The sequence below is a fragment of the Rhodococcus sp. KRD197 genome (assembly GCF_017168235.1).
Lineage (GTDB): Bacteria > Actinomycetota > Actinomycetes > Mycobacteriales > Mycobacteriaceae > Rhodococcoides.
This window is the reverse complement of the sequence record NZ_JABFAO010000001.1, coordinates 369,742-394,725: the sequence shown is the minus strand read 5'-3', so window position 1 is coordinate 394,725 and position 24,984 is coordinate 369,742. Positions and strand designations below refer to the sequence as shown.

24 protein-coding genes are annotated in these 24,984 nt (G+C 64.9%); 5 read left to right on the top strand and 19 right to left on the bottom strand.

Annotated features, from left to right (window positions below):
• The first annotated feature begins 83 nt into the window (after positions 1-83).
• Positions 84-2,126, top strand: a complete 2,043-nt coding sequence (locus tag J1M86_RS01820) for a glycoside hydrolase family 15 protein (protein WP_241259412.1) — start codon at positions 84-86, stop codon at positions 2,124-2,126.
• A 12-nt stretch (positions 2,127-2,138) separates the two neighbouring features.
• On the opposite strand, the gene J1M86_RS01815 is transcribed toward J1M86_RS01820, so the two are convergent.
• Positions 2,139-3,146 (bottom strand): nitronate monooxygenase family protein, encoded by a 1,008-nt coding sequence (locus J1M86_RS01815; protein WP_206508584.1) that lies wholly within the window; start codon positions 3,144-3,146, stop codon positions 2,139-2,141.
• 17 nt (positions 3,147-3,163) lie between these two features.
• Positions 3,164-5,005, bottom strand: a complete 1,842-nt coding sequence (gene lepA / locus J1M86_RS01810) for a translation elongation factor 4 (protein ID WP_139318257.1) — start codon at positions 5,003-5,005, stop codon at positions 3,164-3,166.
• 160 nt (positions 5,006-5,165) lie between these two features.
• Between lepA and J1M86_RS01805 the strand changes: the two genes are divergently transcribed.
• On the top strand, positions 5,166-5,729 hold the full coding sequence (locus J1M86_RS01805; RefSeq protein WP_075840400.1) for a type II toxin-antitoxin system PemK/MazF family toxin: 564 nt from the start codon (positions 5,166-5,168) through the stop codon (positions 5,727-5,729).
• On the opposite strand, the gene J1M86_RS01800 is transcribed toward J1M86_RS01805, so the two are convergent.
• Genes J1M86_RS01800 through J1M86_RS01785 form a run of 4 tightly spaced genes read right to left on the bottom strand, consistent with a single transcriptional unit; the run spans position 5,726 to position 9,890 of the window.
• Entirely contained in the window at positions 5,726-6,496 is a 771-nt protein-coding gene (locus tag J1M86_RS01800) for an aquaporin (RefSeq protein ID WP_206508583.1), read from the bottom strand. The two genes, J1M86_RS01805 and J1M86_RS01800, sit on opposite strands and share 4 nt — an antisense overlap.
• A 50-nt stretch (positions 6,497-6,546) precedes the next feature.
• Positions 6,547-7,377, bottom strand: a complete 831-nt coding sequence (locus tag J1M86_RS01795; RefSeq protein WP_083668002.1) for a transglutaminase family protein — start codon at positions 7,375-7,377, stop codon at positions 6,547-6,549.
• Positions 7,378-7,385: 8 nt separating this feature from the next.
• Positions 7,386-8,360: an alpha-E domain-containing protein gene (locus tag J1M86_RS01790; RefSeq protein ID WP_075840396.1), complete on the bottom strand. Its 975-nt coding sequence runs from the start codon at positions 8,358-8,360 to the stop codon at positions 7,386-7,388.
• Positions 8,361-9,890 (bottom strand): circularly permuted type 2 ATP-grasp protein, encoded by a 1,530-nt coding sequence (locus tag J1M86_RS01785; protein ID WP_241259500.1) that lies wholly within the window; start codon positions 9,888-9,890, stop codon positions 8,361-8,363.
• A 400-nt stretch (positions 9,891-10,290) separates the two neighbouring features.
• Here J1M86_RS01785 and rpsT point away from each other — a divergent pair, with 400 nt between their 5' ends.
• Positions 10,291-10,551 carry a 30S ribosomal protein S20 gene (rpsT, locus tag J1M86_RS01780; RefSeq protein ID WP_075840395.1) on the top strand — a complete coding sequence of 87 codons (261 nt, stop codon included), beginning with the start codon at positions 10,291-10,293 and terminating at the stop codon, positions 10,549-10,551.
• A gap of 66 nt (positions 10,552-10,617) precedes the next feature.
• Here rpsT and holA read toward each other — a convergent pair whose 3' ends face one another.
• Positions 10,618-11,592, bottom strand: a complete 975-nt coding sequence (holA, locus tag J1M86_RS01775; RefSeq protein ID WP_307786501.1) for a DNA polymerase III subunit delta — start codon at positions 11,590-11,592, stop codon at positions 10,618-10,620.
• Between the two features lie 45 nt (positions 11,593-11,637).
• A complete protein-coding gene (locus J1M86_RS01770; RefSeq protein ID WP_241259410.1) occupies positions 11,638-12,450 on the bottom strand; it encodes a ComEC/Rec2 family competence protein in 813 nt (270 codons plus the stop codon).
• Between the two features lie 26 nt (positions 12,451-12,476).
• On the opposite strand from J1M86_RS01770, the gene J1M86_RS01765 reads away from it, so the two are divergent.
• On the top strand, positions 12,477-13,241 hold the full coding sequence (locus tag J1M86_RS01765; RefSeq protein ID WP_206508580.1) for a DUF2510 domain-containing protein: 765 nt from the start codon (positions 12,477-12,479) through the stop codon (positions 13,239-13,241).
• A 196-nt stretch (positions 13,242-13,437) separates the two neighbouring features.
• Here J1M86_RS01765 and J1M86_RS01760 read toward each other — a convergent pair whose 3' ends face one another.
• Positions 13,438-13,944: a hypothetical protein gene (locus J1M86_RS01760; RefSeq protein ID WP_206508579.1), complete on the bottom strand. Its 507-nt coding sequence runs from the start codon at positions 13,942-13,944 to the stop codon at positions 13,438-13,440.
• 549 nt (positions 13,945-14,493) lie between these two features.
• Between J1M86_RS01760 and J1M86_RS01755 the strand changes: the two genes are divergently transcribed.
• Positions 14,494-15,108 carry a hypothetical protein gene (locus J1M86_RS01755; protein WP_206508578.1) on the top strand — a complete coding sequence of 205 codons (615 nt, stop codon included), beginning with the start codon at positions 14,494-14,496 and terminating at the stop codon, positions 15,106-15,108.
• 156 nt (positions 15,109-15,264) lie between these two features.
• Here J1M86_RS01755 and J1M86_RS01750 read toward each other — a convergent pair whose 3' ends face one another.
• The 10 genes from J1M86_RS01750 to J1M86_RS01705 form a co-directional block, all read right to left on the bottom strand.
• Positions 15,265-16,806, bottom strand: a complete 1,542-nt coding sequence (locus tag J1M86_RS01750) for a ComEC/Rec2 family competence protein (RefSeq protein ID WP_206508577.1) — start codon at positions 16,804-16,806, stop codon at positions 15,265-15,267.
• Positions 16,803-17,693, bottom strand: coding sequence for a ComEA family DNA-binding protein (locus J1M86_RS01745; RefSeq protein ID WP_241259409.1), 891 nt, complete (start codon positions 17,691-17,693; stop codon positions 16,803-16,805). The genes J1M86_RS01750 and J1M86_RS01745 overlap by 4 nt, the downstream gene beginning before the upstream one ends.
• Positions 17,694-17,805: 112 nt before the next feature.
• A complete protein-coding gene (locus J1M86_RS01740) occupies positions 17,806-18,639 on the bottom strand; it encodes a DegV family protein (RefSeq protein WP_206508576.1) in 834 nt (277 codons plus the stop codon).
• Positions 18,636-19,343, bottom strand: a complete 708-nt coding sequence (octT, locus tag J1M86_RS01735) for a diglucosylglycerate octanoyltransferase (protein WP_241259497.1) — start codon at positions 19,341-19,343, stop codon at positions 18,636-18,638. Before octT ends, J1M86_RS01740 begins: the two co-directional genes overlap by 4 nt.
• A gap of 85 nt (positions 19,344-19,428) precedes the next feature.
• Complete coding sequence (locus J1M86_RS01730; protein WP_206508574.1) at positions 19,429-20,091, bottom strand: histidine phosphatase family protein; 663 nt, start codon at positions 20,089-20,091, stop codon at positions 19,429-19,431.
• The gene (gene rsfS, locus J1M86_RS01725) at positions 20,088-20,516 is read right to left on the bottom strand and encodes a ribosome silencing factor (protein ID WP_206508573.1); all 429 of its coding nucleotides are present in this window, start codon (positions 20,514-20,516) and stop codon (positions 20,088-20,090) included. The genes J1M86_RS01730 and rsfS overlap by 4 nt, the downstream gene beginning before the upstream one ends.
• The gene (nadD, locus tag J1M86_RS01720) at positions 20,513-21,292 is read right to left on the bottom strand and encodes a nicotinate-nucleotide adenylyltransferase (protein ID WP_307786500.1); all 780 of its coding nucleotides are present in this window, start codon (positions 21,290-21,292) and stop codon (positions 20,513-20,515) included. The genes rsfS and nadD overlap by 4 nt, the downstream gene beginning before the upstream one ends.
• Before the next feature lie 22 nt (positions 21,293-21,314).
• Positions 21,315-22,730: a VWA domain-containing protein gene (locus J1M86_RS01715; RefSeq protein ID WP_206508572.1), complete on the bottom strand. Its 1,416-nt coding sequence runs from the start codon at positions 22,728-22,730 to the stop codon at positions 21,315-21,317.
• Position 22,731: 1 nt separating this feature from the next.
• Positions 22,732-23,619, bottom strand: a complete 888-nt coding sequence (locus J1M86_RS01710) for a MoxR family ATPase (RefSeq protein WP_206508668.1) — start codon at positions 23,617-23,619, stop codon at positions 22,732-22,734.
• Positions 23,620-23,666: 47 nt separating this feature from the next.
• Positions 23,667-24,950, bottom strand: a complete 1,284-nt coding sequence (locus J1M86_RS01705) for a glutamate-5-semialdehyde dehydrogenase (protein ID WP_206508571.1) — start codon at positions 24,948-24,950, stop codon at positions 23,667-23,669.
• Positions 24,951-24,984 lie beyond the last annotated feature (34 nt).

Below are 24,984 nucleotides of genomic sequence, written 5' to 3'. Positions count from 1 at the left end.
CTAACGGTGCGCCACACCGACAACAGTCAGCGGTCGACGGGTCAGCAGTGGACGGCGGGCAGTCCGGCACCGATGATTGACCGATGACTGCCTTCGAGGAGCCGGTGAACGTTGAACCCGTGCGCAGCGACGAGTTGCCGCCGCCCGACATGCGCGAACCCCAGGAAGAGCTGAAGGAGGGTGCGTTGACGAGCCTCGAGGCTCCGGTCACCGCCCCACTCTCCTATCGCAGCTCCTTTCCCCCGATCGACGATTACGCGTTCCTGTCCGATTGCGAGACGACGTGCCTCATCGCACGCAACGGCTCCGTCGAGTGGATGTGCATTCCCCGCGCAGACTCCCCCAGCGTCTTCGGGGCGGTACTGGACCGCAGCGCCGGCCACTTCAGAGTGGGACCGTACGGCCACTCGGTTCCAGCGGCCCGCCGCTATCTCCCTGGCGGACTCATCGTCGAGACAACCTGGCAGACCGAGACGGGCTGGCTCATCGTCCGCGACGCGCTCGTCATGGGACCGTGGCACAACACCGATCAGCGCTCACGCACGCACAAGCGTGCCCCATCGGACTGGGACGCGGAACACATTCTTCTTCGAACGGTCAAGTGCGTCAGTGGCACCGTCGAACTCGAGTTGAGTTGCGAACCCGCCTTCGACTACCACCGTGCAACCGCGCAATGGGAATACACCGGCAAGGTGTACGAGGAGGCCACCGCGACCTGCGAGGCCAGTTCGATCGGTGATCAGCCATCGCTGAAGCTGACCACCAACCTTCGTATCGGCATCGAGGGTCGCGAAGCTCGCGCCCGAACGCGCCTGACCGAGGGCGACAACATCTTCGTCGCACTGTCGTGGTCCGAGCTACCGGCACCGCAGACATTCGAGGAGGCCTCGGAGAAGATGTGGCGTACCTCCGAGTGCTGGCGGCAGTGGATCACCATCGGCCGCTTCCCCGATCACCCGTGGCGCGGCTACCTGCAGCGCAGCGCTTTGACGCTGAAGGGTTTGACCTACGCCCCGACCGGAGCGCTGCTCGCTGCGTCGACCACATCTCTGCCGGAAACTCCTGGTGGAGAGCGCAATTGGGACTACCGGTTCACCTGGGTCCGTGATTCGACCTTCGCCCTGTGGGGTCTTTACACGCTCGGACTGGACCGTGAGGCCAACGACTTCTTTTCCTTCATGTCGGATGTGTCGATGACCGAGGACGGCAAGGCCAATCCCCTCCAGGTCATGTACGGCATCGGCGGCGAGAAGACTCTCGAAGAAACCGAGCTGTCACATCTGTCGGGCTATGACGGGGCGCGGCCGGTCCGCATCGGGAACGGGGCGTACAACCAAGAGCAGCATGACATCTGGGGAACGATGCTCGATTCGGTCTACCTGCACGTCCGCTCACGCGAGCACGTTCCGGAGTCGTTGTGGCCGCTGCTCAAGAGGCAGGTGGAGGAAGCGATCGCGAACTGGAGGAAACCGGACCGCGGGATCTGGGAAGTCCGCGGCGAGCCACAACATTTCACCTCGTCGAAGGTCATGTGCTGGGTTGCCCTCGATCGTGGCGCGAAACTGGCAGCCATTCACGGTGAGAGCGACTACGCCATCAAGTGGGGCGGGATCGCAGACGAGATCAAGGAGGACATCCTCGCGAACGGCGTCGACAGCCGTGGCGTCTTCACACAGCGCTACGGGCACGATTCGCTGGATGCCTCGCTGCTGCTGGCGCCTCTACTACGGTTCCTTCCGGCCGACGATCCGCGCATCCGGGCAACTGTGCTCGCCATCGCCGACGAGTTGACGGTGGACGGTCTCGTTCTCCGATACAAGATCGAAACCACGGACGACGGCTTGGAAGGCGAGGAGGGCACGTTCACCATCTGTTCCTTCTGGCTGGTGTCGGCGCTCGTCGAGATCGGTGAGCTACCGCGTGCGAAGCATCTGTGCGAGCGCCTGCTCGGCTATGCGAGTCCGCTCAAGCTCTACGCGGAGGAAATCGACGTGCACACCGGGCGGCACCTCGGCAACTACCCGCAGGCCTTCACCCATCTGGCGCTGATCAATGCGGTCGTCCACGTCATCCGCGCAGAAGAAGCCCAGGCGACCGGCCACTTTCAGCCGGCCCACACCAACTGACATGCAGGACTGTCAGCGTCCGAGCTGTTGCGCCCACTCGGCCATCAGCTCGGACGCTGCTGCGTTGCGTGCCCGCGAGTGCCCGGTCCCGGCCCACATCGACAGCGCCGACGGATCCCCGGCGGCACCGGCTTTCGCCCGCATCGGGGCCGTCAAATAGTGCACATCCGGGTATGCCAGTGGCGCGTCCGCTCCGAATGTCTGCATGAACTCGTTCACCAGTCCGCGAGCCGGTCGGCCTGAAAAGGCGCGTGTGACTGCTGTTTCCGGATTCGCCGTGAGTTGCTCCCGATGCACTGGTCGGGTGCCGGCCTCGTGGGTGTCGAGGAATGCAGTGCCGAGTTGCGCGGCGTGCGCGGAGCCTCCGGCGAGGAGAGGCGCGATGTCGTGGCCGTCCATGAGTCCCCCCGCCGCGATCCGCGGCAGGTCGGAAGCCGAACGCACATCGGCGAGCAGGTCGATCAGCGATACCTCCGGCGCGGAGCCGTCGAAGCTGCCCCGGTGACCGCCTGCTTCGGGGCCCTGCACGATCAGCGCGTCGACGCCTGCGGCGTCCGCTTCCATTGCCTCGGCGCTGGAGGTGACCGTGCACCACACCTCGGTGCCGACCTGATGCAGCGCTTCGGTTTCGGCGGCGTCGAAGGTGCCGAACGTGCTCGACACGAGGGGGACGGGATGCTCGACCAACCAGGCGAACTTTTCCCGGTAGCGGTCATCGCGTCGAGGCATGTCACCTGGGGATACGTCGAACTTGCGGAACCACGGCGCCAGAGTGTGGGCGTAGGCGTCCACATCGGCCTCGGTGGGGTCGTCGGGAAGAAACAGATTGACGCCGAACGTGAGCTCCCGAAGCGAATCGATCTGGGCGGCGAAAGTCTCCATATCGAGCAGCGCACCGGCCAGCATCCCGAGGCCCCCGGCCCGCGTCACCGCAGCTGCAAGCTCTGGAGTCGACGGCCCCCCTGCCATCGGCGCACTGATGATCGGAACCGACAACTGGCTCAGAGTTCGCGTCGTCACCCGGTCAACTTACCTCGTCACTTCTTGGGTTTGTCAGTCGACGATTCGGACGAGAGCGCCGCGACGAAGGCTTCCTGCGGCACCTCCACGCGGCCGATCGTCTTCATCCGCTTCTTACCGGCCTTCTGCTTCTCGATCAGTTTCCGCTTGCGGCTGATGTCGCCGCCGTAGCACTTGGCGAGGACGTCCTTGCGGATCGCACGGATGTTCTCGCGGGCAATGATTCGCGAACCGATGGCAGCCTGGATCGGCACCTCGAACTGTTGACGGGGTATGAGTTCCTTGAGCTTGGTCGTCATCTTGTTGCCGTAGGCAGCAGCGGCGTCCTTGTGCACGATCGCCGAGAACGCATCGACCGCTTCCCCCTGCAGCAGGATGTCCACCTTGACAAGCGCGGCGCTCTGCTCGCCGATTTCCTCGTAGTCGAGGCTGGCGTACCCGCGGGTACGCGACTTCAAGATGTCGAAGAAGTCGAAGATGATCTCGGCCATGGGGATCGTGTAACGCAGTTCCACGCGAGTCTCGGACAGGTAGTCCATGCCACCGAGTTCGCCGCGTCGCGCCTGACACAGCTCCATGATCGATCCGATGAACTCGCTCGGCGAAATGATGGTGCACTTGACCATCGGCTCGAACACATCGCGGGGTTTGCCCTCGGGCCAGTAGGACGGATTGGTGACCACGTGCTCGGAACCGTCCTCCATTTCCACGCGGTACACCACGTTGGGGGAGGTCGAGATCAGATCGAGGTCGAACTCGCGCTCGAGGCGCTCGCGCGTGATCTCCATGTGCAGCAGCCCGAGGAACCCGCAGCGAAAGCCGAACCCCAACGCGACCGAGGTTTCCGGTTCGTACGTCAGCGCTGCATCGTTGAGCTGCAGCTTCTCCAGCGCGTCGCGCAGATCCGGGTAGTCCGAGCCGTCGAGCGGGTACAGGCCGGAGTAGACCATCGGCCGCGGCTCGCGGTAACCCGTCAACGGTTCGGTTGCACCCTTGCGCGCGGTGGTCACCGTATCGCCGACCTTCGACTGGCGAACGTCCTTGACACCGGTGATGAGATACCCGACCTCGCCGACGCCGAGACCCTTGGTCGCTTTCGGGTCGGGCGAGACGATGCCGACTTCGAGGAGTTCGTGTGTCGACCCGGTCGACATCATGGTGACTTTCTCACGCGGATTCAGCGCCCCGTCGACCACACGAACATAGGTGACGACTCCGCGATAGGTGTCGTAGACGGAGTCGAAGATCATCGCGCGAGCCGGGCCGTCGGCGTTGCCGACCGGTGCCGGCACGAGCTTGACCACTTCGTTGAGCAGCTCCTCGACCCCGACACCGGTCTTGCCGGATACACGCAATACGTCACCGGGTTCGCAGCCGATGATGTGCGCGATCTCGGCGGCGTAGCGGTCCGGGTCCGCGGCAGGCAGGTCGATCTTGTTCAGTACCGGGATGATCGTCAGCTCTTTGTCGAGCGCCAGATAGAGATTTGCCAGTGTCTGAGCTTCGATGCCTTGCGCGGCGTCGACCAACAGAACCGCACCCTCACACGCTTCGAGGGCACGCGAGACCTCGTAGGTGAAGTCGACGTGGCCGGGCGTGTCGATGAGGTGCAGGACGAATTCTTCGCCGTCGACCACCCATGGCAGCCGGACGTTCTGGGCCTTGATGGTGATGCCGCGCTCGCGCTCGATGTCCATGCGGTCGAGGTACTGGGCCCGCATCGACCGGTCGTCGACGACGCCCGTGAGTTGCAGCATCCGGTCTGCCAGCGTCGACTTACCGTGGTCGATGTGGGCAATGATGCAGAAGTTCCTGATCCGAGAGGGATCGGTGAACGTCGTGTCGGCGAAGCTGGGCACTCGTATCCTTTGCTGGCGTCATAGCAGAATGCTGTCGGACTCGATGTCAATAGTCCCACGTCTGCGACCCGGCGTACTTAGCGCATCCGGTCGCGGGTCGCCCGCCGGCTCACCAGGACGTAGCGGCGTTGCGGATGAACACTGACTAAACTCCGTGTCCATGGCTGGCAAGTGGAGTACGTACGGGAAGCAATTCGGCATGGTCGCCCTGCGTGAGGGACCGAAACTGTTTCGCCAACTGCAGAGGTCCGGTGCCCTGCAAAAGGGCCTGGACGCAGTCACCGGCAAGTCCTCGACCGGGCCAGACGTTCCGGCCGGTCGGCCGGTCGCCTCGCACACCGTGCCCACTGCCCAGCGGGCGCGACGCGTCGAGTACTCCCCCGACCTGGACGGTGAGGCCGACCCGGGCGAAATCGTCTGGACGTGGGTGGCATACGAGGAGGATCCAACCCAGGGCAAGGATCGGCCGGTACTCGTCGTCGGGCGTGACGGGCAGACGCTGCTGGGTCTGATGCTCTCCAGCCAAAGCGACCGTGACGGGGAGGCCAACTGGGTCTCGATCGGCTCGGGTTCGTGGGACAGCGCAGGACGCGCGAGCTGGATCCGTCTCGACCGCGTTCTCGACGTGCCCGAGAACGGAATCCGTCGCGAAGGCGCCATCCTCGCCAGAGGCAAGTTCGACGCCGTCGCGTCACGGCTCCGTTCGGACTACAGCTGGTCCTAGGAGTCCATCCGGTTGTACCGACCGAACACCCCGCGGTAGGTCAGCGCACCGAGCGCCCCACCGATCAACGGGAAGACGATGAACAACCACACCTGGCCGAGCGCCCCCGGCTGCCACGGGGCGACGGCAAGGCTTCGTGCCGGGTTGACGGACGTGTTGTCGATCGGGATCGACACGAGGTGGATCGCCGCGAGAGTGAATCCGATCGAGACACCGGCCAGCGGGACGTCGGAAATCTGGTCGGTGGAGGCGAGCACCACGAACACGAGCAACGCGGTGAGCAACACCTCGATCGCGATGGCGGCACCGATCCCGTAACCGTTCTCGAGCACGCCGCCGAGTGGACCCTTGATAGCCGACGGGCTGTGCTGGCCCCAACCATTGCCACCGAGCCCGTTCTCGGCGCGGTCGTACGACGGCAGCGAATTGGCCACGGCGAAGAGAACGGCGCCCGCAACGAGACCGCCGATCACCTGGGCGACGATGTAGAGACCGGCCTTCCCGGCGGACAACCTACCGAGCAGAGCCTGCCCGACGGTCACCGCCGGGTTGACGTGGCATCCGGAAATCGGCCCGATCGCGTACACCAGAAACAGAAGCGTCAAGCCGAAGGCCAGAGCCACCCCGAGATTGCCGACCTTGTCTCCGGCGAACACCGCCGTGCCGACGGCGACGAACACCAGAACGAAGGTTCCTATCGCTTCTGCAATGTACTTCTTCGTTTCGGAGATGACTTCCGGTTCCACGTGCTCCTGTGCTGTCGACATGTGCCCGCCTCTGCTCGATGGTCTTCGAACGAAACCTGCCGAGCAGTACGTTACGCCAGGCGTGTGATCTCTACTACAACATCGAGTGCTGTCGACCCACCGCCGGAGAAGATGCCTTTGAGCGGCGGGACGTCCGCGTAGTCGCGACCGAGTCCCACCGACACATGCTGCTCGTTGACCGCTATCGCGTTGGTGGGGTCGTACCCCCACCAGGCGCCGGTCCACGCCTCGACCCACGCGTGGGACTGCCCCTCGACCGAACTGCCGACCACGGCTTCCCGCGTCGGGTGCAGATATCCCGACACGTACCGCGCGGGGATGCCGATGCTCCGCAACATCAGCAGCGTCAGGTGGGCGTAATCCTGGCAGACGCCCTTCTTCTCACTCCACGCTTCCACGGCGGAGGTGTGCACACCCGTGGTGCCGGGCACGTAGGACATCTCCTGGTGCACCCAGTTGGCGATCTCCACCACGGACTCCTGTGGCGGCAACCCCTTGGACAGCTTTTTCGCCACCGCGGCGAGCTGTCGATTCTTCGGGACGTACGCCGAGTTGTCGAGAACCTCGTTGAAGCGGTCGATGACGGGTTCGCTCGCCAGTTCCTCCCACGATGCCGACTCCTCCGGAGGCGAGAACGGATCGGTCTCGACGACAGAGGATCCCGTCACCTCCAACTCCGTGTGCGGCGCGTGCAGGTCGAAGGCCGTCACAGCGGTGCCCCAGTAATCGGTGTACCGGTAACTGCGGGTCACGGGATTGGTCTCGACGCGGTTGAGAATGACGTTCTGACGATTGTCGCTGCGCGGGGTGAGACGGGCCTCGTTGTACGACGACGTCACCGGCGCGTCGTACTGATAGCCCGTGGTGTGGACAACGCGCATACGCCAGCTCACAATTCACCTTCCAGTTGGTCTTCGAATGCGCCGGAACCGGCGTCTGTCCACGCGACCCAGGGCGCGGCGTGGAAGTACTGCTTCGAAATCGCTTCACCGAGGTCGCGACACGTCTCCTGTAGCGAGAGCAGTCGTTCCTGCAGATCGTCCAACAACGCTCCGGGGCGCAGGAATTCGAGTTCGCTGCGTGCGCGACCCAGAAGGCGCTGCGCTTCCGCGCGCGCGCCGACGCGACTGTTCGGTTGATGGTCCAGTCGATCGAGGGATCGCTCCGCTTCACTGAGCGCGTAGAACACCGACCTCGGAAAGAGCCTGTCCAACAACATGAACTCGAGCACACGCTGAGCGTCGAGAGCCCCGCGATATGTGCGCAGGTACGTATCGTGCGCACCGGCCGAACGGAGCACCGTCACCCACGCCGGCGAGGAGGGTCGGTCGCCTGCGCGCGAAAGCAGCAGGCGCACGGTCATGTCGATCCGCTCCACTGAGCGACCGAGAATGAGGAAGCGGTAGCCGTCGTCGTGGCTGAGCGTCGAGTCGGCAAGCCCGGCGAACATGGCCGCGCGTTCCTCGATGTAGCTGAAGAACTGATGGGGTCCGGTGCGTTTGGACGCTCTGATGCTTTCGTTGAGACCGTTGTAGGTCGTGTTGAGGCATTCCCACATCTCACTGGAGGTGACCTCACGTGCGCCGCGCGCGTTTTCGCGTGCGCTGGACAGTGAGTCGACGATCGATCCGCTTCCGTCGCGACTGAATGCGACGAGTTCGGTCAGCGACCACACATCGAGAGAGACGTCCGGCTCGTGCTTGAAGCCCAGCACCCTGAGCAGAACTCGGGAAATCTGATCCGGGTCCACGGTGGCGTCTTCGAGCAGTTGATGGACGGTCACATCCAGGATGCGAGCAGTGTCGTCTGCCCGCTCCACGTAGCGCCCGATCCAGTAGAGCGATTCTGCGTTCCGAGCGAGCATCTAGTGTCCACCACCGTTCGCGAGCTGTTGCTGTTGCTGTTGCTGTTGTTGATCCATCGTCAGCTCGGGCCCCTGTTCCACACTGGGCGATTCCGGTGGCTCGCTGACGATCTCCTCACCGGCGAGCTCCTGCTCTTCCTGGGAGGTACGTGAGGCCAACACCCACGTGTCCTTGCTGCCACCGCCTTGGCTCGAGTTCACCACGAGCGAGCCCTCGGGTAGCGCGACTCGGGTGAGTCCGCCTGGGAGAACCCACACGTCGTCTCCGTCGTTGACGGCGAAAGGCCGAAGGTCGACGTGCCGCGGAACCAGCCGGTCACCGATCTTGGTCGGCACGGTGGACAGCTGCACCACCGGCTGCGCGATCCACCCACGCGGGTCTGCCTTGATCTTCTTGGTGATGGCCGCGAGCTCTTTCGGCGAGGCATCGGGACCGAAGACGATGCCGTACCCGCCCGATCCTTCGACGGGCTTGATGACGAGTTCGTCGACCCGGTCCAGGACTTCCTCGCACTCCGCGTCGAGCCAGCACCGGAAGGTGTCCACATTGGCGAGCTGCGGCTTCTCGTTCAAGTAGTAGTCGATGATGGTGGGCACGTAGGTGTAGACGAGTTTGTCGTCGCCGACGCCGTTGCCGACCGCACTGGAGATGACCACATTGCCGGCGCGCGCGGCGTTGACGATGCCTGCCACACCCAGCACCGAGTCAGGCCGGAACTGCATCGGATCGAGATAATCGTCGTCGATACGGCGATAGATGACGTCGACCTGGCGTTCGCCTTCGGTGGTACGCATGTAGACCACATTGTCGCGACAGAACAGGTCGCGGCCCTCGACCAACTCCACACCCATCAGCCGCGCCAGCAGCGAGTGTTCGAAGTAGGCGGAATTGGCCACGCCGGGGGTGAGCACGACCACTGTCGGGTCGGCCTCGTTGAGGGCGGCCGCAGCACGGAGCGCCCGCAACAGATGCGAGGCGTAATCCCCCACTGCGCGCACGCGGTGCGAGGCGAACAGATCCGGAAAGACCCGGGCCATCGTGCGACGGTTTTCCATGACGTAGGAGACACCGGAGGGTGACCTGAGATTGTCCTCGAGTACCCGGAAGGTGCCTTGTGCGTCACGGATGAGGTCGATGCCGGCGACGTGAATTCGGACACCGTTGGGCGGCACGATGCCGATCGCTTCACGATGAAAGTGTTGGCAGGAGGTCACCAGGCGCTTCGGCACCACACCGTCGCGCAGGATTTCTTGATCGCCGTAGATGTCCGCGAGGAACATCTCGAGCGCTTTGACTCGCTGTTTGATGCCCCGCTCGAGACGGGTCCATTCGCCTGCGGCGATGACGCGAGGTACCTGGTCCAGCGGGAACGGTCGTTCCTGGCCGGACAGCGAGAAGGTGATGCCCTGATCGATGAACGCGCGCCCGAGGGCATCGGACCGCGCGTCGAGGTCTACGGGGCTGGCGGGCTCGAGTGCAGTGTGGATGCCCTTGTACGGCGAACGGGTCTTGCCGTCTGCGTCGAACATCTCGTCGAAGGCCAGACCGTATTTGCCGACATCCGAGTAACCACTGAAAACACCGTCTGCCTGGGGTTTCTCGCGAGTTACCGGTTTCGATCTGCCAGAATTGGTCTTTGCTCGTTCGGAAGCTGCGGATCGCGGACTCATCCGAGTCATGTTGCTACAGGTGGGCCGGTCGGGCGCGCTGGACACGTTAATTTCTCGAGACGGACCGCATCTGTTCGCACCCGGCGGACGGCGCGGCCCGAGCCGGGGGACGGCTGCTGACTGCCGGAATTGGGTTCTGCCCTGTGTACTGGTATTCTCGATCTTCGGCGCTGGGCTGTACAGCTCGGCAGCAGACTTCGGGCATTCCAGCATGGATCGCCCTGACCGGAATACCGACGAAGACAGAAGGATTTTACGCGTGGCCAACATCAAGTCCCAGAAGAAGCGGATTCTCACCAACGAGCGCAGCCGTCTGCGTAACCAGTCGGTGAAGTCCTCGCTGCGGACGATCATTCGCTCCTTCCGTGCTGCCGAAACTGCAGGCGACAAGGAAAAGGCATCCGCCATTCTCCTGACCGCAGGACGCCAGCTGGACAAGGCTGCCAGCAAGGGTGTCATCCACAAGAACCAGGCGGCCAACAAGAAGTCGGCTCTGGCTCTGGCAGTCAACAAGCTCTGAGGCTCACCTCTTCGAAAAACCCGCTCGGATCACCGAGCGGGTTTTTTCGTGTTCACGCGCTGTCGATCAGTTGCTCAGACCGGCCACCACCGAGACGGCGTTCTCGACGGCGTAGTCCGCGTCGGCGGCCTGCCCTTTCACGTCCGCATTGAGCTGCGACACGACACACAGGGCCCGTCCGATCGACTGGCCGGTCCACCCGCGCGCCTGGGCCTGTGCTTTCTTGATTTTCCACGGTGGCATACCGAGTTCGCTCGCCATCGCGAACGGGTCTCCCCGGCCCGCGGATCCGACCAGCGCGATGGTCCGAACCGCATCCGCAAGTGCGTCGGCGAGCAGTACGTGCGGAACTCCGCGGTGCATGGCCCAGCGCAGCGCTTCGAGTGCACCGGGCCGGTCCCCCGCTACCGCTCGGTCGGCCACGTCGAAACCGGAAACCTCGGCCTTGCCGGAGTAGTAGCGCCCCACCGCCGCGACGTCGACTTTGCCGCCCGTGTCGGCCACCAATTGAGAGCAGGCTGCGGCCAGTTCGCGTAGCTCCGAACCAACGGCCTCGACGACGGCCTCCACCACGTCCCCGCCGACTCGAACCCCGGCTGCGCTGAATTCGCGACGAACGAAGTCCACACGTTCGGCCGGCTTGGTCAACTTCGCGCACTCGTGGGTGACGGCGCCTGCCTTCTGCAGCGCACCGACCATCGCCTTGGCTCGGCCGCCGCCCGAATGCATGATGACGAGCACCGCGCCCTCCGGCGGGTCCGAGGCCGCGTCGAGGACCAGAGCTACCGCGTCCTTACCTGCTTCTGCAGCAGCTTCGAGCACCACCACCCGGTCCTCGGCGAACAACGACGGGCTGAGCAGCTCTAGGAGTTCCGGTGCGCTCGCGTCACCGGTCCGCAGTTTCGTCACCGGCAGGTCCTCGGCCCCGGGCGCAGCCGCTCGCACCCGCGCGACAATCTGTGCCACCGCGCGATCCATCAGCAGTTCTTCGTCACCGAGAACCAGGTGCAGAGACTCCACCGCCGGATTGTTGGCATTCACAGCACCGATCGTGCCATGCCGGTCCGACCGATCACACATCGCTCGCTACAGAACCGAAGCACCGAGCCACCACAGCAGCACAGTCGAGGCGGCCGCGCCGATAGCCCACCGCAGCACGCGACTGCGCAGCGACACGAGCACCACGATCGTCGCAGCAACGACCACCGCGGCCCCTGCGAGACCGTCCGGAGTCTGCAGACCTGCCGACGGAACCGACGCGCTCCAGTGCGCCACGGTGATCAGCCACCAGAGCGGTGCGGATGCCAACTCGAGGATCCACGAGGCGGGTGCACTGGCCCACGGTGCAATCACGGCAGCCAGGGCTCCGACGACGGTGATCGGCGCCACCATCGGCGCCACAGCGATATTGGCGAGCACCCCGACGACCGAGAACGTACCCGCCATCGCCGCCACGATCGGCGCTGTCACCGCGTGGGCCGCAGCGGCAACTGCAACGATTTCGGCGGCCCCGCGTCCCCATCCGTGGCCTCGCAGCCAATCGACCCAGACCGGGGCGACCACAACCAGACCGGCGGTGGCCAGCACCGAGAGTGCGAATCCGTAGTCCACCGCCAGCTGCGGCCACCACGCGAGCAAAGCCAACACCGCCGTACACAGCGCGGGCACTGCCTGACGACGTCGGCCGGTAACAAGGGCGAGCAGTCCGATGCCGCCCATCACTGCCGCCCGCAGCACGCTCGGCGACGGTCGAGCGATCACGACGAAGGCAACCAGCACCACAGCGCACACCGCCACCGTCCAATAGGGCCCGATGCCGATCCCGCGGCCCGCCAACAACACCGCCCCGAGAACGATCGCGAAGTTCGCACCGGAAACCGTCAGATAAACAGGTGTCATCTTGGTCACCTGATAAACATCAGTCCATGACAACACCCGCAGGATGGCACCCCGACCCCGAAGGAACCGGGCAACTCCGGTGGTGGGACGGACACCAATGGACATCCGCAGTGCAGCCAGCGCCCCAGCCGCAGACGCCGCCGCCCGCGCCAATCAAGACCCCACCGACACCCGAGCAGAAACGCCGAAACTACATCATCGTCGGCGTCGTGGCCGCCCTGATCGTTGGGTTCATCGGGGTGAACGCCTGGCAGGAATCCCGCGACTCGTCGGATGACACCCGCGCCGCGACAACCGAACAGACAACGCAAACCACCACCGCAGCACCCACGACCACACCTCGAAACACCTACACCCCGCCGCCAGCCCGATCCGCATCCACCCCACCAAGGCCTGCAGCGACAACCTCGCCACCAGCGCCCGCGCAGCTCCCCGCCGCCAGCAGCCCCCAAGAAGCCGGATGCGAAGACCCCGACCCCACCATGGTTTCCACTATCGAAGGTGCAATCACCGACGGCCGAGTGCTCCGCGACATCGCCCAAGTCACCGACACGGTCGACGGCCAGGAATACATCTATCTCGCCGCCAACGTGTTCCGCGCCGATGGCGAGACCCGCTCCGTCTCCGGCGTCGTCTGGCTCTCCCCCGGCCTCGGCGTCGTCAACCTCTCCGGCAACTCCCGAGACGTCACTCCCGAATTCCTCTTTGGCCGAGGCGTGTTCGGCAACGCAGGCGACGATGCTGGACTGAAGGTCCAGGACTGCGTAGCTGCCCTGTTCCGCGGGCGGTAATCGATTGTGCCATGACCGACGTCCTCGTCTCCGGGTTCGGTCGTCACTACGCACCGATGCGGACGACTTCTACGACTTCTACGAACTGGTCGCAGCTCACCGCCTCGTCATCGACGCGACGCCGTGACGTCACGCCGCCGCTAGGGCCGCGGTGCCAGTCGGGCAGTTTCGATGGGCGAGGGATTGACCGATGACCTCAGAACAGTGCGGCGACGGCGAGGGGTACCTGCAGTAGAAGTCCGAGCGCTGCGGCGATCAGACCCCATCCGGTTCGACGGAGGTCGATCACCGACTCGGCACGAAGCTGTTCCTCGACGCGATCGAACCGCTGACCGCTTGCCTCATCGTTGGATTTGATCTGCTGCTCCAAAGCGCGGTCTTTTTCGTCGAGCTGCGCTCGTGCCTCTCCATTGGTCTTCAGCATTTGTACAACCCAGAGTTCAAGCTGTTCGAGCCGCTGTTCGACGGAGCCATCGCCAAGTTGCGGCACGACATATGCGCTGGCGCTGGCGCTGGCAGTCGCGTGCGCTGCCACAGCCCGCACTTCTACTCCTACCGTTCGACGCAGGATGCGGCGAAGCCACTGAGGTTCGAAGAACTCGTGCGGACGCGCCGCCTTTTGCCACTCTCGCCAGAGGATGAAAGCTGCATATCCGAATCCGCCCGCTTCGAGGACCAAACCGAACAACGCCAAGATCGCCATGGTCGGGATCGTAACGTCCCGTAGAGAAGCACTCTTGGGGTTTCGGTCCCGATATCCGGGCATGGAAAACGCCCACGCTTTTCGCACATGCGTTCGACATTTTGTTAAAGTCCGAACGAGCAGGACTCGGAGGGAAGCCGAGTCCCGCTTCTGCATTCAGGAGGCGGCATTGACCACAACACGCTCATCTGGAACGGCAAAGGATGGGCCGAAGGCGCGCCGGCCGAATGCCCGAACGGTCACCCACTCATCGGTGGCCGAGTCCTCGTCGGATCGCATGTCTGCTCATGCGAGATCCATCATCACCGAACACATCGGTGTCGTGAGTGTGACGTTCTGACGTTCACGCCGCCACTTGGGCCGCAGTGCCAGGACAGCGCGTTCGACGGCCGAGGCGTCATGAGAGGGTGACTATCCCTCACGCCCCAGAGGCGGTGTCCACTCGTCGAGCTCCTCCCACTCGCCGAACGGCGGCTTGTCCGGCCCGAGGATGACAATCGGATCGTCATCGAATGTGGCTGACATCCGATTCAAGATCTGCTCGACCGGATGCTTGATGTCACCGTCTGCTACATACTGATTGCACACAGCTTCAGCAGGCCTGTGGTGATTCTCACGACGGAAGGGACGCCAGCCCCTTTCGACATCACCGACCAACGATACATCGCGTATGACCTCAGTAGTCCAGCCTCCATCTACCTTTCGCAGGAGCGGCTACTTGAGTCGGCGCGGTACGCGCTCGCCCATCCCGAGCAGCTTCATACCCCGGTGTCCGAGTATGCGAAAACTGTTGACAGGACGAGTCGCGCCGCTGGCGGGGATCAGAGTGCATTAATTGAGATGATCCAAGGGTTGCAGGAGCAAGTCGGGGCGATTGACGGCACCGTCCGGTGGATGCGCCTCGACCAGCGTGCCTCTCGAACCGTGCTTCGGCCCACGCTGGGCGGGCAAGATCAGAGTGATGCGGCCGCGAGTCTTCGGCGTCAGAATGCGATGACGCTAGATCAGGCCGACCTTGAGTCGGATCCATTTGCACACGAGCGATACATCAAGAATGGCCGCACCTTGGCAGAGCACAATCGAGATGCGGAAATTCGTGCACAGTCGGAAAGAGAGCGGGCTTACCTGGCAGACAATCCGCAGGGCGACGAAAACGATGTATGAGAGAGAGTCGGCTGCGAAAGTGGACACTCCTCGCGGTATGCACCCGCCCGACACCAAGCGATTGGCCGTTAGCCCGTTGAACGGCCAACGACCCGCCACACTCAGTAGCACGCGCAATCAGCGCCGATTCCGGCCTGACCGATCACACATCGCTCGCTACAGAACCGAAGCACCGAGCCACCACAGCACCACAGTCGAGGCGGCCGCGCCGACAGCCCACCGCAGCACGCGACTGCGCAGCGACACGAGCACCACGATCGTCGCAGCAACGACCACCGCGGCCCCTGCTAGACCGTCCGGAGTCTGCAGACCTGCCGACGGAACCGACGCGCTCCAGTGCGCCACGGTGATCAGCCACCAGAGCGGTGCGGATGCCAACTCGAGGATCCACGAGGCGGGTGCACTGGCCCACGGAGCAACCACGGCAGCGAGGGCACCGACGACGGTGATCGGCGCCACCATCGGTGCCACTGCGACATTGGCGAGCACCCCGACGACCGAGAACGTTCCCGCCATCGCCGCCACAATCGGCGCAGTCACCGCGTGGGCCGCAGCAGCGACAGCAACGATCTCGGCGGGGCCGCGTCGCCACCCATGGCCTCGCAGCCAATCCACCCAGACCGGGGCCACCACAACCAGACCTGCGGTGGCCAACACCGACAGGGCGAATCCGAAATCCACCGCCAACTGCGGCCACCACGCGAGCAAAGCCAACACCGCGGTACACAACGCGGGCACTGCCTGACGACGTCGGCCGGTAACAAGGGCGAGCAGTCCGATGCCGCCCATCACTGCCGCCCGCAGCACGCTCGGCGACGGTCGAGCGATCACGACGAAGGCAACCAGCACCACAGCGCACACGGCCACCGTCCAATAGGGCCCGATACCGATCCCGCGGCCCGCCAACAACACCGCCCCGAGAACGATCGCGAAGTTCGCACCGGAAACCGCTGTGAGGTGAGTCAATCCCGCAGCGCGAAAGTCGTCCTCGACCGACTCGGGCAGGGCGGAGACGTCACCGACCACGAGGCCGGGAAGCAGTCCGGCTTGATCCGGGGGTAAGGCGTCGGCGGCAGCGGCCAGCAGGGACTCCCGCACCACCGACGCCATCCGCGCGATCGCCCCCGGTGGATCCACTTGCAGCGGAGGACCGTTCACGCGCACCACGGCGACGGTGAGATCTGCGCGGATGGGCGGTGCCAGTTTGCCGCGCAGCGTGACCGATTGCCCGGGCAGGACATCCTCCCAGCCCTCGGCGGGTGCCATCACCAGGACGCGGCCACCGAGTTCGACAGGGCTGCCGGCGATGTCCGCTCGCGTCAGTTCGGCCCGGATGGATACTGTTGCCGGCCCGGGAAACCGCACCCGGCGCGGATCCTCGCGGACCTCGACGACGGCGCTCACCCACCCGCCCTCTGCCGCTGCGGCGCCGACAGGATGGGACTCGAACTGTGAAGACCGCAGTGCTGCCGCGCCCGAGTAGCACCCCGCAATCAGCGCCAACGCGACCACACCTGTTGCCCACCCACCCAACCGGGAGTGTCCGAGTGCTGCCAATATCGCGGTGACACCGCAGGCAGCGGCGAAAGCCGCGACCGTGCCGGATCCGAACAGGACACCGACGATGGTGACGCCCCACCCGGCGACCGCCGCTGGAACCAAGCGAATGTCGTACGGTCGAACAAGCGGCTCGGTCACACGGTCACCTGGGGTCTGAGCTTGTCCAGTCGCACGGGCCCGATGCCGTCCACCTCCGCCAATTGGCCGACGTCGGTGAAAGGCCCGTTCGAATCGCGCCAGGCGATGATGTTCGCGGCGGTCACCGGTCCCACTCCGCTGAGGGTGTCCAGCTCTGCGACGGTCGCGGTGTTGAGGTTCACGGCTCCACCGGATCCGCCGGCCGTTCCCTGAGATGCGTTCGACTCTGGGCCCGCTCCGTCGTCTTTCATCGTCGCGCTGACGGTGGGGCGTCCCTCGACCGGGACGGCGCCGACGACGATCTGGTCACCGTCGCTGAGTTTCGCAGCGAGATTGAGCGCCAACACATCTGCGCCCGCAAGCGGACCACCGGCTGCAGCCAAGGCGTCCGCGATGCGGGATTCGGGTGGGAGATGGACGAGCCCGGACGACGAGACGAGACCGACGACGCTGACGACGATGAGCGCGGGCTTCTCTGGAACCGCTTCGGGGGTTTCGGCCGAGTCTGACGGCTCGACGGCCAGCGGTGCAACCACCGGCAGCGCCGGCACGGGGGCAACGGCCGGCGAGTCACGCATGACTGCAAAGCCGGCGACAGCGAGGACGATTACTCCTACACCGCACAGCGCGAGCATGCCCCGGTGTCCGGGATCGAGCCGCGCCGCGCGCCAGCGCTCCGGGAGATACGGCGTCAGGGCCGACTCGTGCCGGTCGTCGTGCATGTCTCGCCCCTGGCGCAGTGTGCTGCCGTCGGCGGTGTCCGGATCGGGGCCGACAGTGTTCGGATCGGGGCCGACAGTGTTCGGATCGGGGCCGACAGTGTTCGGATCGGGGCCGAGAAGGGACCGGTCGCGGCCTAGAGGCCGGGCGTCGACACCACGTGACATGCCCGGGACGGTATCGTTCGCCGGCGGCAGCGAGGGCGCGGAATGCGAGGACGCGAATCGGGCTGTGGATGAAGCTGCGGCCTGTGGAAAACCCCAGTGAAGGGCGGCTGAATCAGCCCTCGGGGCAGACCGCGACTCCGACCGCGCCGGGCCCTACGTGGGCGCCCAGAACTGCCCCGAGAGGGACGATGTCCAGCTGGCTGACCTCGGGAATCCGCGTGCGCAGCATCGAGGCCACGGTCTCGGCGCGATCCTCGCACTGCATATGGTGCACGGTCAGCGCAACCCCCCGTTTTCCAGCGACGTCCGCGACCGCATCGACCAGCTTGCCCAGAGCCTTGCTCATTGTGCGAGTTTTCTCGGCCAGGACGAGCTTGCCGTCGTTGAGATGCAGGACTGGTTTCATGGCCAACGCCGTGCCCAGCAGTGCGGCGGCTGTTCCGATTCGGCCACCGCGCCGCAGATGATCGAGCCGGTCCACCACGACGAACGTCCGACACCGAGCTGCCACGGCGACGGCCTCGTCGTAGACCTCGTCCGCGTTCTTTCCATGCGAGGCTGCTCGCGCCGCGGCCAGTACCGCGTACCCGAGGCCCATGCCCACCGAGGCCGAGTCGACGATCCGGACGCGGTCGCCGATGTCGTGTGCCGCTCTCCGCGCGGCTTCCCAGGTGCTGGAAAGCCCGCGCGATACGTGCACCGCTACCACTCCCGCTCCCCCACTGCGTTCGAGTGCTTCGCGGTACACACCGATCAGCTCACCCGGTGAGGCTCCTGCCGTCGTCACCGATCCACCGGCGGTGAAGTCGTCCGGGATGTTGTCGACGCCTTCGCGCAGATCGACACCGTCCACCAACACATGAAGCGGCGCCACGGCGATGTCGAGATCCCGTGTGATCCGGCCGTCGAGGCACGCCGACGAGTCGGTCACCACAGCAACTCTCACGGGTGTCCGCCTTTCACGCGTACCGGCTCGAGTTCAGCCAACATGGCCTCGGCGACAGCGACGTGCGCGTCCCAACCCCAGTGGATTCCGTCCGGGTTGGCGTCCTCGGAAAAGATGTTGCTGCGGACCGCTGCGGCGAGGTCTACCAGCGGCACGCCGGTGTCGGCACTCCACGCACGCAGCGCTCGCTCGGCGGCCGGGCGGCCCGAGTGCACCCTGCCGTACGCATCGCACCGATGCACCGAGGGCAGTGTGCCGATCACTGGCAGCTCCGGTCGTACGTATGCCAGAGCGGCCCGCGTTTGCTCGAGGTAGCTGACACTGAGCTTCGGGGGCAATGCCACCGGCCAGCCGAGATGCGACAGTCGGGGTTGTAACCATCCGTACCCCGCGCGTACTGCCCGTCTGAGCAGAGGAGGACGCACATACCGAATCTGCTCGCGCAGCGCTGTCGGCAGCGGCGACGGGAGCGAGTCCATTCCACCGACTCCGAACACGACGGCGCCGGCTCTGGGGATGGCCGCCCACACCCGGGGGTCCTGTGTCAGAGCCCACCAGATGTCACGACTGGTCCATCCGATCCGCGCGACCAGTTCGACCTTCCAGCCCAGTTCTGCAGCGACCAGGTTGGGCCACAGACGCGGGTCGTCGACCGGCAGCCCGCCCTCGGGGCCGTAATAGCTCAACGAATCAGCAAGTACCAAAAGGACAGGAGTGGAGCCTGCGGAATGACCCGAAGAAGCAGGAGTGGAGCCTGCGGAATGACCCGAATGCTCGTCAGGCGGATTTTCAGAGGACGTCACTGGCCACTCTCGCGGACGCGTTCCATACGTCGAGCCGCCACCGGAGAGACTCGTCGTTTCCGTGACTGCTCAGTTGCACCCAGCTCGTGTTGGACAGTCCGCCCAGCACCGGCCACCTTTCGACCGGTAGGTCCAGCAGAGCCGCTGTCAGGGCCGCGATGAGGCCACCGTGCGCGACCAGGATCACGGGAGCGGTCGAGGCGCCGCCCCAGTCCGGCAGTTCAGCACACAGTTCGGTGACGACGGGGACGCTGCGCCGCGCGACGTCGACGCGGCTCTCGCCGGACGGCGGGGCCATGGTTGCGTCGGCGCGCCAGGCGACGCGAGCGCCTGGTGAACGCTCGTCGACCTCGTGGTGCGTCAACCCCTGCCAGTCCCCCAGATGAGTTTCACGGAGTCTGGTATCGACTGTGACCGACAGATCGCTTGCGTCGCCGAGCGCGACGGCTGTGTCGAAGGCTCGCCGCAGATCGGAGGCGACGATGCGCATCGGCGAGCGAGTGGCGAGTTCAGCGGCGGCGGTCTTGGCCTGGGTCTGTCCCAGTTCCGTGAGATCGGTGTCGAGTTGGCCCTGCATCCTGTCGGTCGCGTTGTAGTCGGTCTGGCCGTGGCGCAACAGGATGAGCTGACGCTTCACCTCTTGGGTCATTGCTCCGGTTCCGGGTTCGACGCCTCGTCATTCGATGCACCGTTGTCCTCGGTGTCCGTTCGCTCGCCGAGCCCGGGCACCGCCACGGTCGGGCAGTCCTTCCACAGTCGTTCGAGCGCGTAGAAGTTGCGTTCGTCGTTGTGTTGCACGTGGACGACGACGTCGATGTAGTCGAGCAGGGCCCAGCGTCCCTCGCGTGTTCCCTCTTTGCGAATCGGCTTGAATCCCTCTTCGCGGAGTTTGTCTTCGATGTTCTCGACGATGGCGTTGACCTGGCGTTCGTTGGGGGCCGACGCGATGACGAAGCAGTCGGTGATGACCAACTGCTCCGAGACGTCGAGAACTACTACGTCGGTCGCGAGTTTGTCATCGGCGGCGAGTGCGGCGATGCGCGCGATCGAGGTGGCCTGGTCTGTTGCAGTCACGTGTTCTTCTCTCCCAAGGTTGATCCATGTTGCTCCGAAACGGGCTGCGTCGGGCCGTCATGTTCTGGCTGCGCCGGTTCTGGCGGGTCGTTCTCGGTCTTGCGTGGGACCGGCTCGGACATGGTGACCGAGCCGTCCATCCGCTGTTCGTCACGCGGCCTGTAGAGATTTCTCTTCGAGATGTACTGGACCACACCGTCCGGGACGAGGTACCAGACGGGCCGATTCTCGCTGGCTCTGAGCCGACACTCGGACGAGGAGATGGCCAGGGCCGGGATCTCGATGAGGGTCAGTGCGTCCTGCGGGAGATCTTGGAGATGGTCGGCCAGATGTTCGACCCCGAGTTCGAAGCCGGGCCTCGATACTCCGACGAATTTTGCCAGCTCGAACAGCTCCTCCCAGTTCTGCCAGGTCAGGATACTCTCGAGCGCGTCGGCTCCGGTGATGAAGTACAGCTCGGCGGCAGGGTGCTGTGCACGGAGGTCGCGGAGGGTGTCGACGGTGTAGGTCAGCTTCTCTCGGTCCACGTCGACCCGGCTGACCGAGAATCGAGGGTTGGACGCGGTCGCGATCACGGTCATCAGGTAGCGGTCCTCGGCGGGGCTGACCACCTTGCCCTGCTTCTGCCATGGCGTTCCGGTGGGCACGAAGATGACCTCGTCGAGCCCGAAGCTGTTGGCGACCTCGCTGGCTGCGACGAGGTGGCCGTGGTGGATGGGGTCGAATGTCCCGCCCATCACTCCCAGCCTGCGGACCGTCCGGTGTTGTTGCTGCACGGTTGACGAGCTTACTTCGCGCTCAGACCGGCAGTAGCCGGGAGACGATGTCGCTGAGCTGCTGGGCGGTGCGGCACTCGTACATGCTGATGACTTCGGCGTATGCCCGGGTCGCGGAGTCGCCCGATCCCCATTGCCCTTTGGGCTCGGGATTGAGCCAGTAGGCGTGTTTGGCCACCGAAACGGTGTGCGCCAACGCGGCGACTTTTGGGTCGCGGTAGTTGGTGCGAGCGTCGCCGAGGACGAGCACCGATGTCCGTGACGTCACTGACTGCGCGTACTTGTCGTCGAACGTTTCGAAGGCGTTCCCGTAGTCGGAGTGACCGTCGTAAGTGATCAGGTTCGACTCGGCCATGATGGCTGCCATCGCGGCCCCGAGATCGGAACCGGAGTCGAAGAATCGCGTGACTTCGTCGGTGGAATCGATGAACGCGAAGATACGGACGCGGGAGAACTGTTCACGAAGGGCGTGCACGAGCAGCAACGTGAAGTGGCTGAAGCCGGCCACCGATCCAGACACGTCGCACAGCACCACGAGCTCCGGTCGCGCACGACGGGGTTTGCGTTGCACCAGGTCGATGGGTACACCACCAGTCGACATGGACTTGCGGAGTGTGCGCCGCAGGTCGATCGATCCAGCTCGGCTGCGCTTTCTGCGCGCGGCGAGCCTGCTGGCAAGTAGCCGCGCGAGGGGCGTCACACTCCGACGCAGGGCCACCATTTCGGTGTCCGATGCGCGCAGGAAGTCGACGTCCTCAGCAAGTTTCGGGACGCTGTAGCTCGCGACTCGGTTGTGGCCGAGCTGTTCGGCTGCGCGTCGTCGTGTCTCTTTTTCGACCATTTTGCGTAGGTCTGCGATGCGCTGTGCGGCGGTGCGCTTGGCGACCTCGTCCTCGTAGCTACCGGACGCGCGATCCGGTCCGGCGTCGGCGTTGCCGAGGAGACCATCGAGGATCTTGCTCAGCAGGGTGTCGGGGGCGACGTCACGCAGTGCCTGGTAAGAGGAGAAGGACGGTCCGTTCGCGGATTTGTACTGTCCCAGCTCCTCGACCATCTGAGCGGCCAACATCTCGGTCAGTTCGATGGCGTCGGAGCCGCCGTCGATGAGGAGTTCGGTGATCAGCTCCCGCAATGCGATGTAGTCGATCTCACCTTCGTCGGTTCGGGGCAGTGCAGTGTCGATTTTTCCCGAGTCTCGTTGTCCGGTTGCCACTGGAAACCACAGGTCGAACAGCGCGTCGAAGGTGGCGCGGTGAGTCGGCCTGCGTAGCAGCGAGCAGGCCAGTCCCTCGCGGACAGCCTCTCGGTCGAGCAGGTCGAGCACGGACATCACTCGGCCGGCGTCGACGGTTTCCGAGGGCCCGACGTCGATTCCGCGCCGACGGAGTGCTTCGACGAAGTCGACCAGGTGTCCGGGCAGACCGCGCGGGGAGTACACGTCAGTTCAACCGGAGCTCGGCCGCGGCCTTGTCCTGGTCGGATCGGTGTTTGAGCACCACTCCGAGCGTGGCGCGGACTGCATCGTCGTCGAGGGTGTCCATGCCCAAGGCGAGCAGTGTTCGGCCCCAGTCGATGGTCTCGGCCACCGAAGGCAGCTTCTTGAGCTGCATGCCACGCAGCACACGCACCGTTCGGACCATCTGCTCGGCAATTGCCTCCGGTAGTTCCGGTACGCGGCTCGCGAGGATTCTCAGTTCGAGGTCTGCGTCGGGGAAATCGAGATGCAGAAACAGGCACCGACGTTTGAGCGCCTCGGACAACTCACGGGTGGCGTTGGAGGTCAGCACCACGAAAGGCTTTCGCGTTGCGGTGATGGTGCCGAGCTCGGGGATGGTCACGGCGAAATCACTCAGTACTTCGAGCAGCAAGCCCTCGATCTCGACGTCGGCCTTGTCCGTCTCGTCGATCAGCAGCACCGTCGGATCCTCGCGGCGGATGGCGTGGAGCAGCGGCCGTGCGAGCAGGAATTCCTCGGAGAACACATCGAGTTTGGTCGCGTCCCAGTTCTGGTGATCGGCCGAGCCCGACTGGATACGCAAGATCTGCTTGGCGTGGTTCCACTCGTACAGCGCCCGGGCCTCGTCCACCCCCTCGTAGCATTGCAGCCGAACCAGCTCGGCGTCCGTCGTCTGTGCGACGGCACGGGCGAGCTCGGTCTTGCCCACGCCCGCCGGGCCCTCGATGAGCAGTGGCTTGCCGAGTCGATCGGCCAGGAAGACCGATGTCGCGGTCGCCTTGTCTGCCAGGTAGCCGGTTTCGGCGAGGCGCGTGAGGACATCGTCGACGCTGCCGAATAGCGGCGGTGCCGTCGGTACTGCTCGGTCCACGTGAACTCCCTTGTTTCGGTGCGCGTGCCAGGAATCTGCCATCGCGATCAGAGTGTGCGCGTGTGCCCTTCGCCCCACACGATCCACTTGGTGGAGGTCAATTCGGGAAGCCCCATTGGTCCGCGTGCATGCAGCTTCTGCGTCGAGATGCCGATCTCCGCACCGAAGCCGAACTGTTCACCGTCGGTGAAGGCGGTCGAGGCGTTGACCATCACCGCGGCGGCGTCGACGCGGGTGCTGAACTCGCGGGCGGCGCGGAGGTCGCTGGTCACGATTGCCTCGGTGTGGCCGGTGCCGTAGGTATCGATGTGGGAGATTGCGGCGTCGATGTCCTCGACGACCTTGAGTGCGACGTCGAGCGAGAGGTACTCCTCCGACCAGTCTCTGTCGGTGGCGGGGACGAGGCCTGGCAGGTCGCCGTGCACGACGACGCTGTGGGCCTGAAATGCCTGCAGCAACCGTGGCACCGCGGTCTCGGCCACCGCGGCGTCGACCAGGATCGTCTCGGCAGCATTGCAGACACTCACCCGCCGAGTCTTCGAGTTCAGCACGATCTTCTCGGCCATCTCGAGATCGGCGGCCGAATGCACGTAGATGTGGCAGTTTCCGACACCGGTCTCGATGGTCGGAACCGTCGCGTCACGGACCACCGCAGAGATCAGTCCGGCGCCGCCGCGCGGTATGACGACGTCGACCAGCCCTCTGGCCTGGATCAGGTGTGTGACGGAGGAGCGGTCGGTGCTGGAGAGCAGCTGAACTGCGTCGATCGGGAGATCCTCGCTACCGAGCGAGCTGCGGATAGCGTCCACCAGTGCCGCGTTGGTCTGCGCGGCACTCGAGGAACCGCGCAGCAGCGCAGCATTGCCGGACTTGAACGCCAGCCCGAAAGCATCGACGGTGACGTTCGGTCGAGCCTCGTAGACCATTCCGACGACACCGAGCGGCACACGCAACTGCCGGATCTCCAGACCGTTCGGCAGGGTGGAACCACGTACCACCTCGCCGATCGGATCCGGTAGGCCCGCTACCTGACGGAGACCGGACGCGATCCCGTCGATGCGGTCCTCGGTGAGCCTGAGCCGGTCGAGCAGACCTTCGTCGGTCCCGGCGGCGCGAGCTGCCTCCACGTCGGCGACGTTGGCGGCGAGAACCTGTGGTGCTGCAGCCAGTACTGCCTCGGCGGCGGCGTGCAGGGCGGCATCCTTCTCGGCCGTGGTCAGCAGAGCCAACGATCGAGCGGCGACTCGGGCGCGGCGCGCGGCGGAGTGAACATCCTCACGTCCGTCCGACGAACCCGGCGCCGATTCGGCAGAAACTTGTGCTGCGGTCATGCTCTACACACTAGTCAGTGGTACGGGACGCACC

What these genes read in the sequence shown, in the direction of transcription:
- J1M86_RS01820 (WP_241259412.1), top strand. Translation starts at nt 84, where the DNA reads ATGACTGCCTTCGAGGAGCCGGTGAACGTTGAACCCGTGCGCAGCGAC.
- J1M86_RS01805 (WP_075840400.1), top strand. Translation starts at nt 5,166, where the DNA reads ATGGCTGGCAAGTGGAGTACGTACGGGAAGCAATTCGGCATGGTCGCC.
- J1M86_RS01800 (WP_206508583.1), bottom strand. Translation starts at nt 6,496, where the DNA reads ATGTCGACAGCACAGGAGCACGTGGAACCGGAAGTCATCTCCGAAACG.
- J1M86_RS01795 (WP_083668002.1), bottom strand. Translation starts at nt 7,377, where the DNA reads ATGCGCGTTGTCCACACCACGGGCTATCAGTACGACGCGCCGGTGACG.
- J1M86_RS01790 (WP_075840396.1), bottom strand. Translation starts at nt 8,360, where the DNA reads ATGCTCGCTCGGAACGCAGAATCGCTCTACTGGATCGGGCGCTACGTG.
- J1M86_RS01785 (WP_241259500.1), bottom strand. Translation starts at nt 9,890, where the DNA reads ATGTTCGACGCAGACGGCAAGACCCGTTCGCCGTACAAGGGCATCCAC.
- J1M86_RS01770 (WP_241259410.1), bottom strand. Translation starts at nt 12,450, where the DNA reads ATGACACCTGTTTATCTGACGGTTTCCGGTGCGAACTTCGCGATCGTT.
- J1M86_RS01765 (WP_206508580.1), top strand. Translation starts at nt 12,477, where the DNA reads ATGACAACACCCGCAGGATGGCACCCCGACCCCGAAGGAACCGGGCAA.
- J1M86_RS01760 (WP_206508579.1), bottom strand. Translation starts at nt 13,944, where the DNA reads ATGGCGATCTTGGCGTTGTTCGGTTTGGTCCTCGAAGCGGGCGGATTC.
- J1M86_RS01755 (WP_206508578.1), top strand. Translation starts at nt 14,494, where the DNA reads ATGCTTGATGTCACCGTCTGCTACATACTGATTGCACACAGCTTCAGC.
- J1M86_RS01745 (WP_241259409.1), bottom strand. Translation starts at nt 17,693, where the DNA reads ATGTCACGTGGTGTCGACGCCCGGCCTCTAGGCCGCGACCGGTCCCTT.
- J1M86_RS01730 (WP_206508574.1), bottom strand. Translation starts at nt 20,091, where the DNA reads ATGACCCAAGAGGTGAAGCGTCAGCTCATCCTGTTGCGCCACGGCCAG.
- J1M86_RS01705 (WP_206508571.1), bottom strand. Translation starts at nt 24,950, where the DNA reads ATGACCGCAGCACAAGTTTCTGCCGAATCGGCGCCGGGTTCGTCGGAC.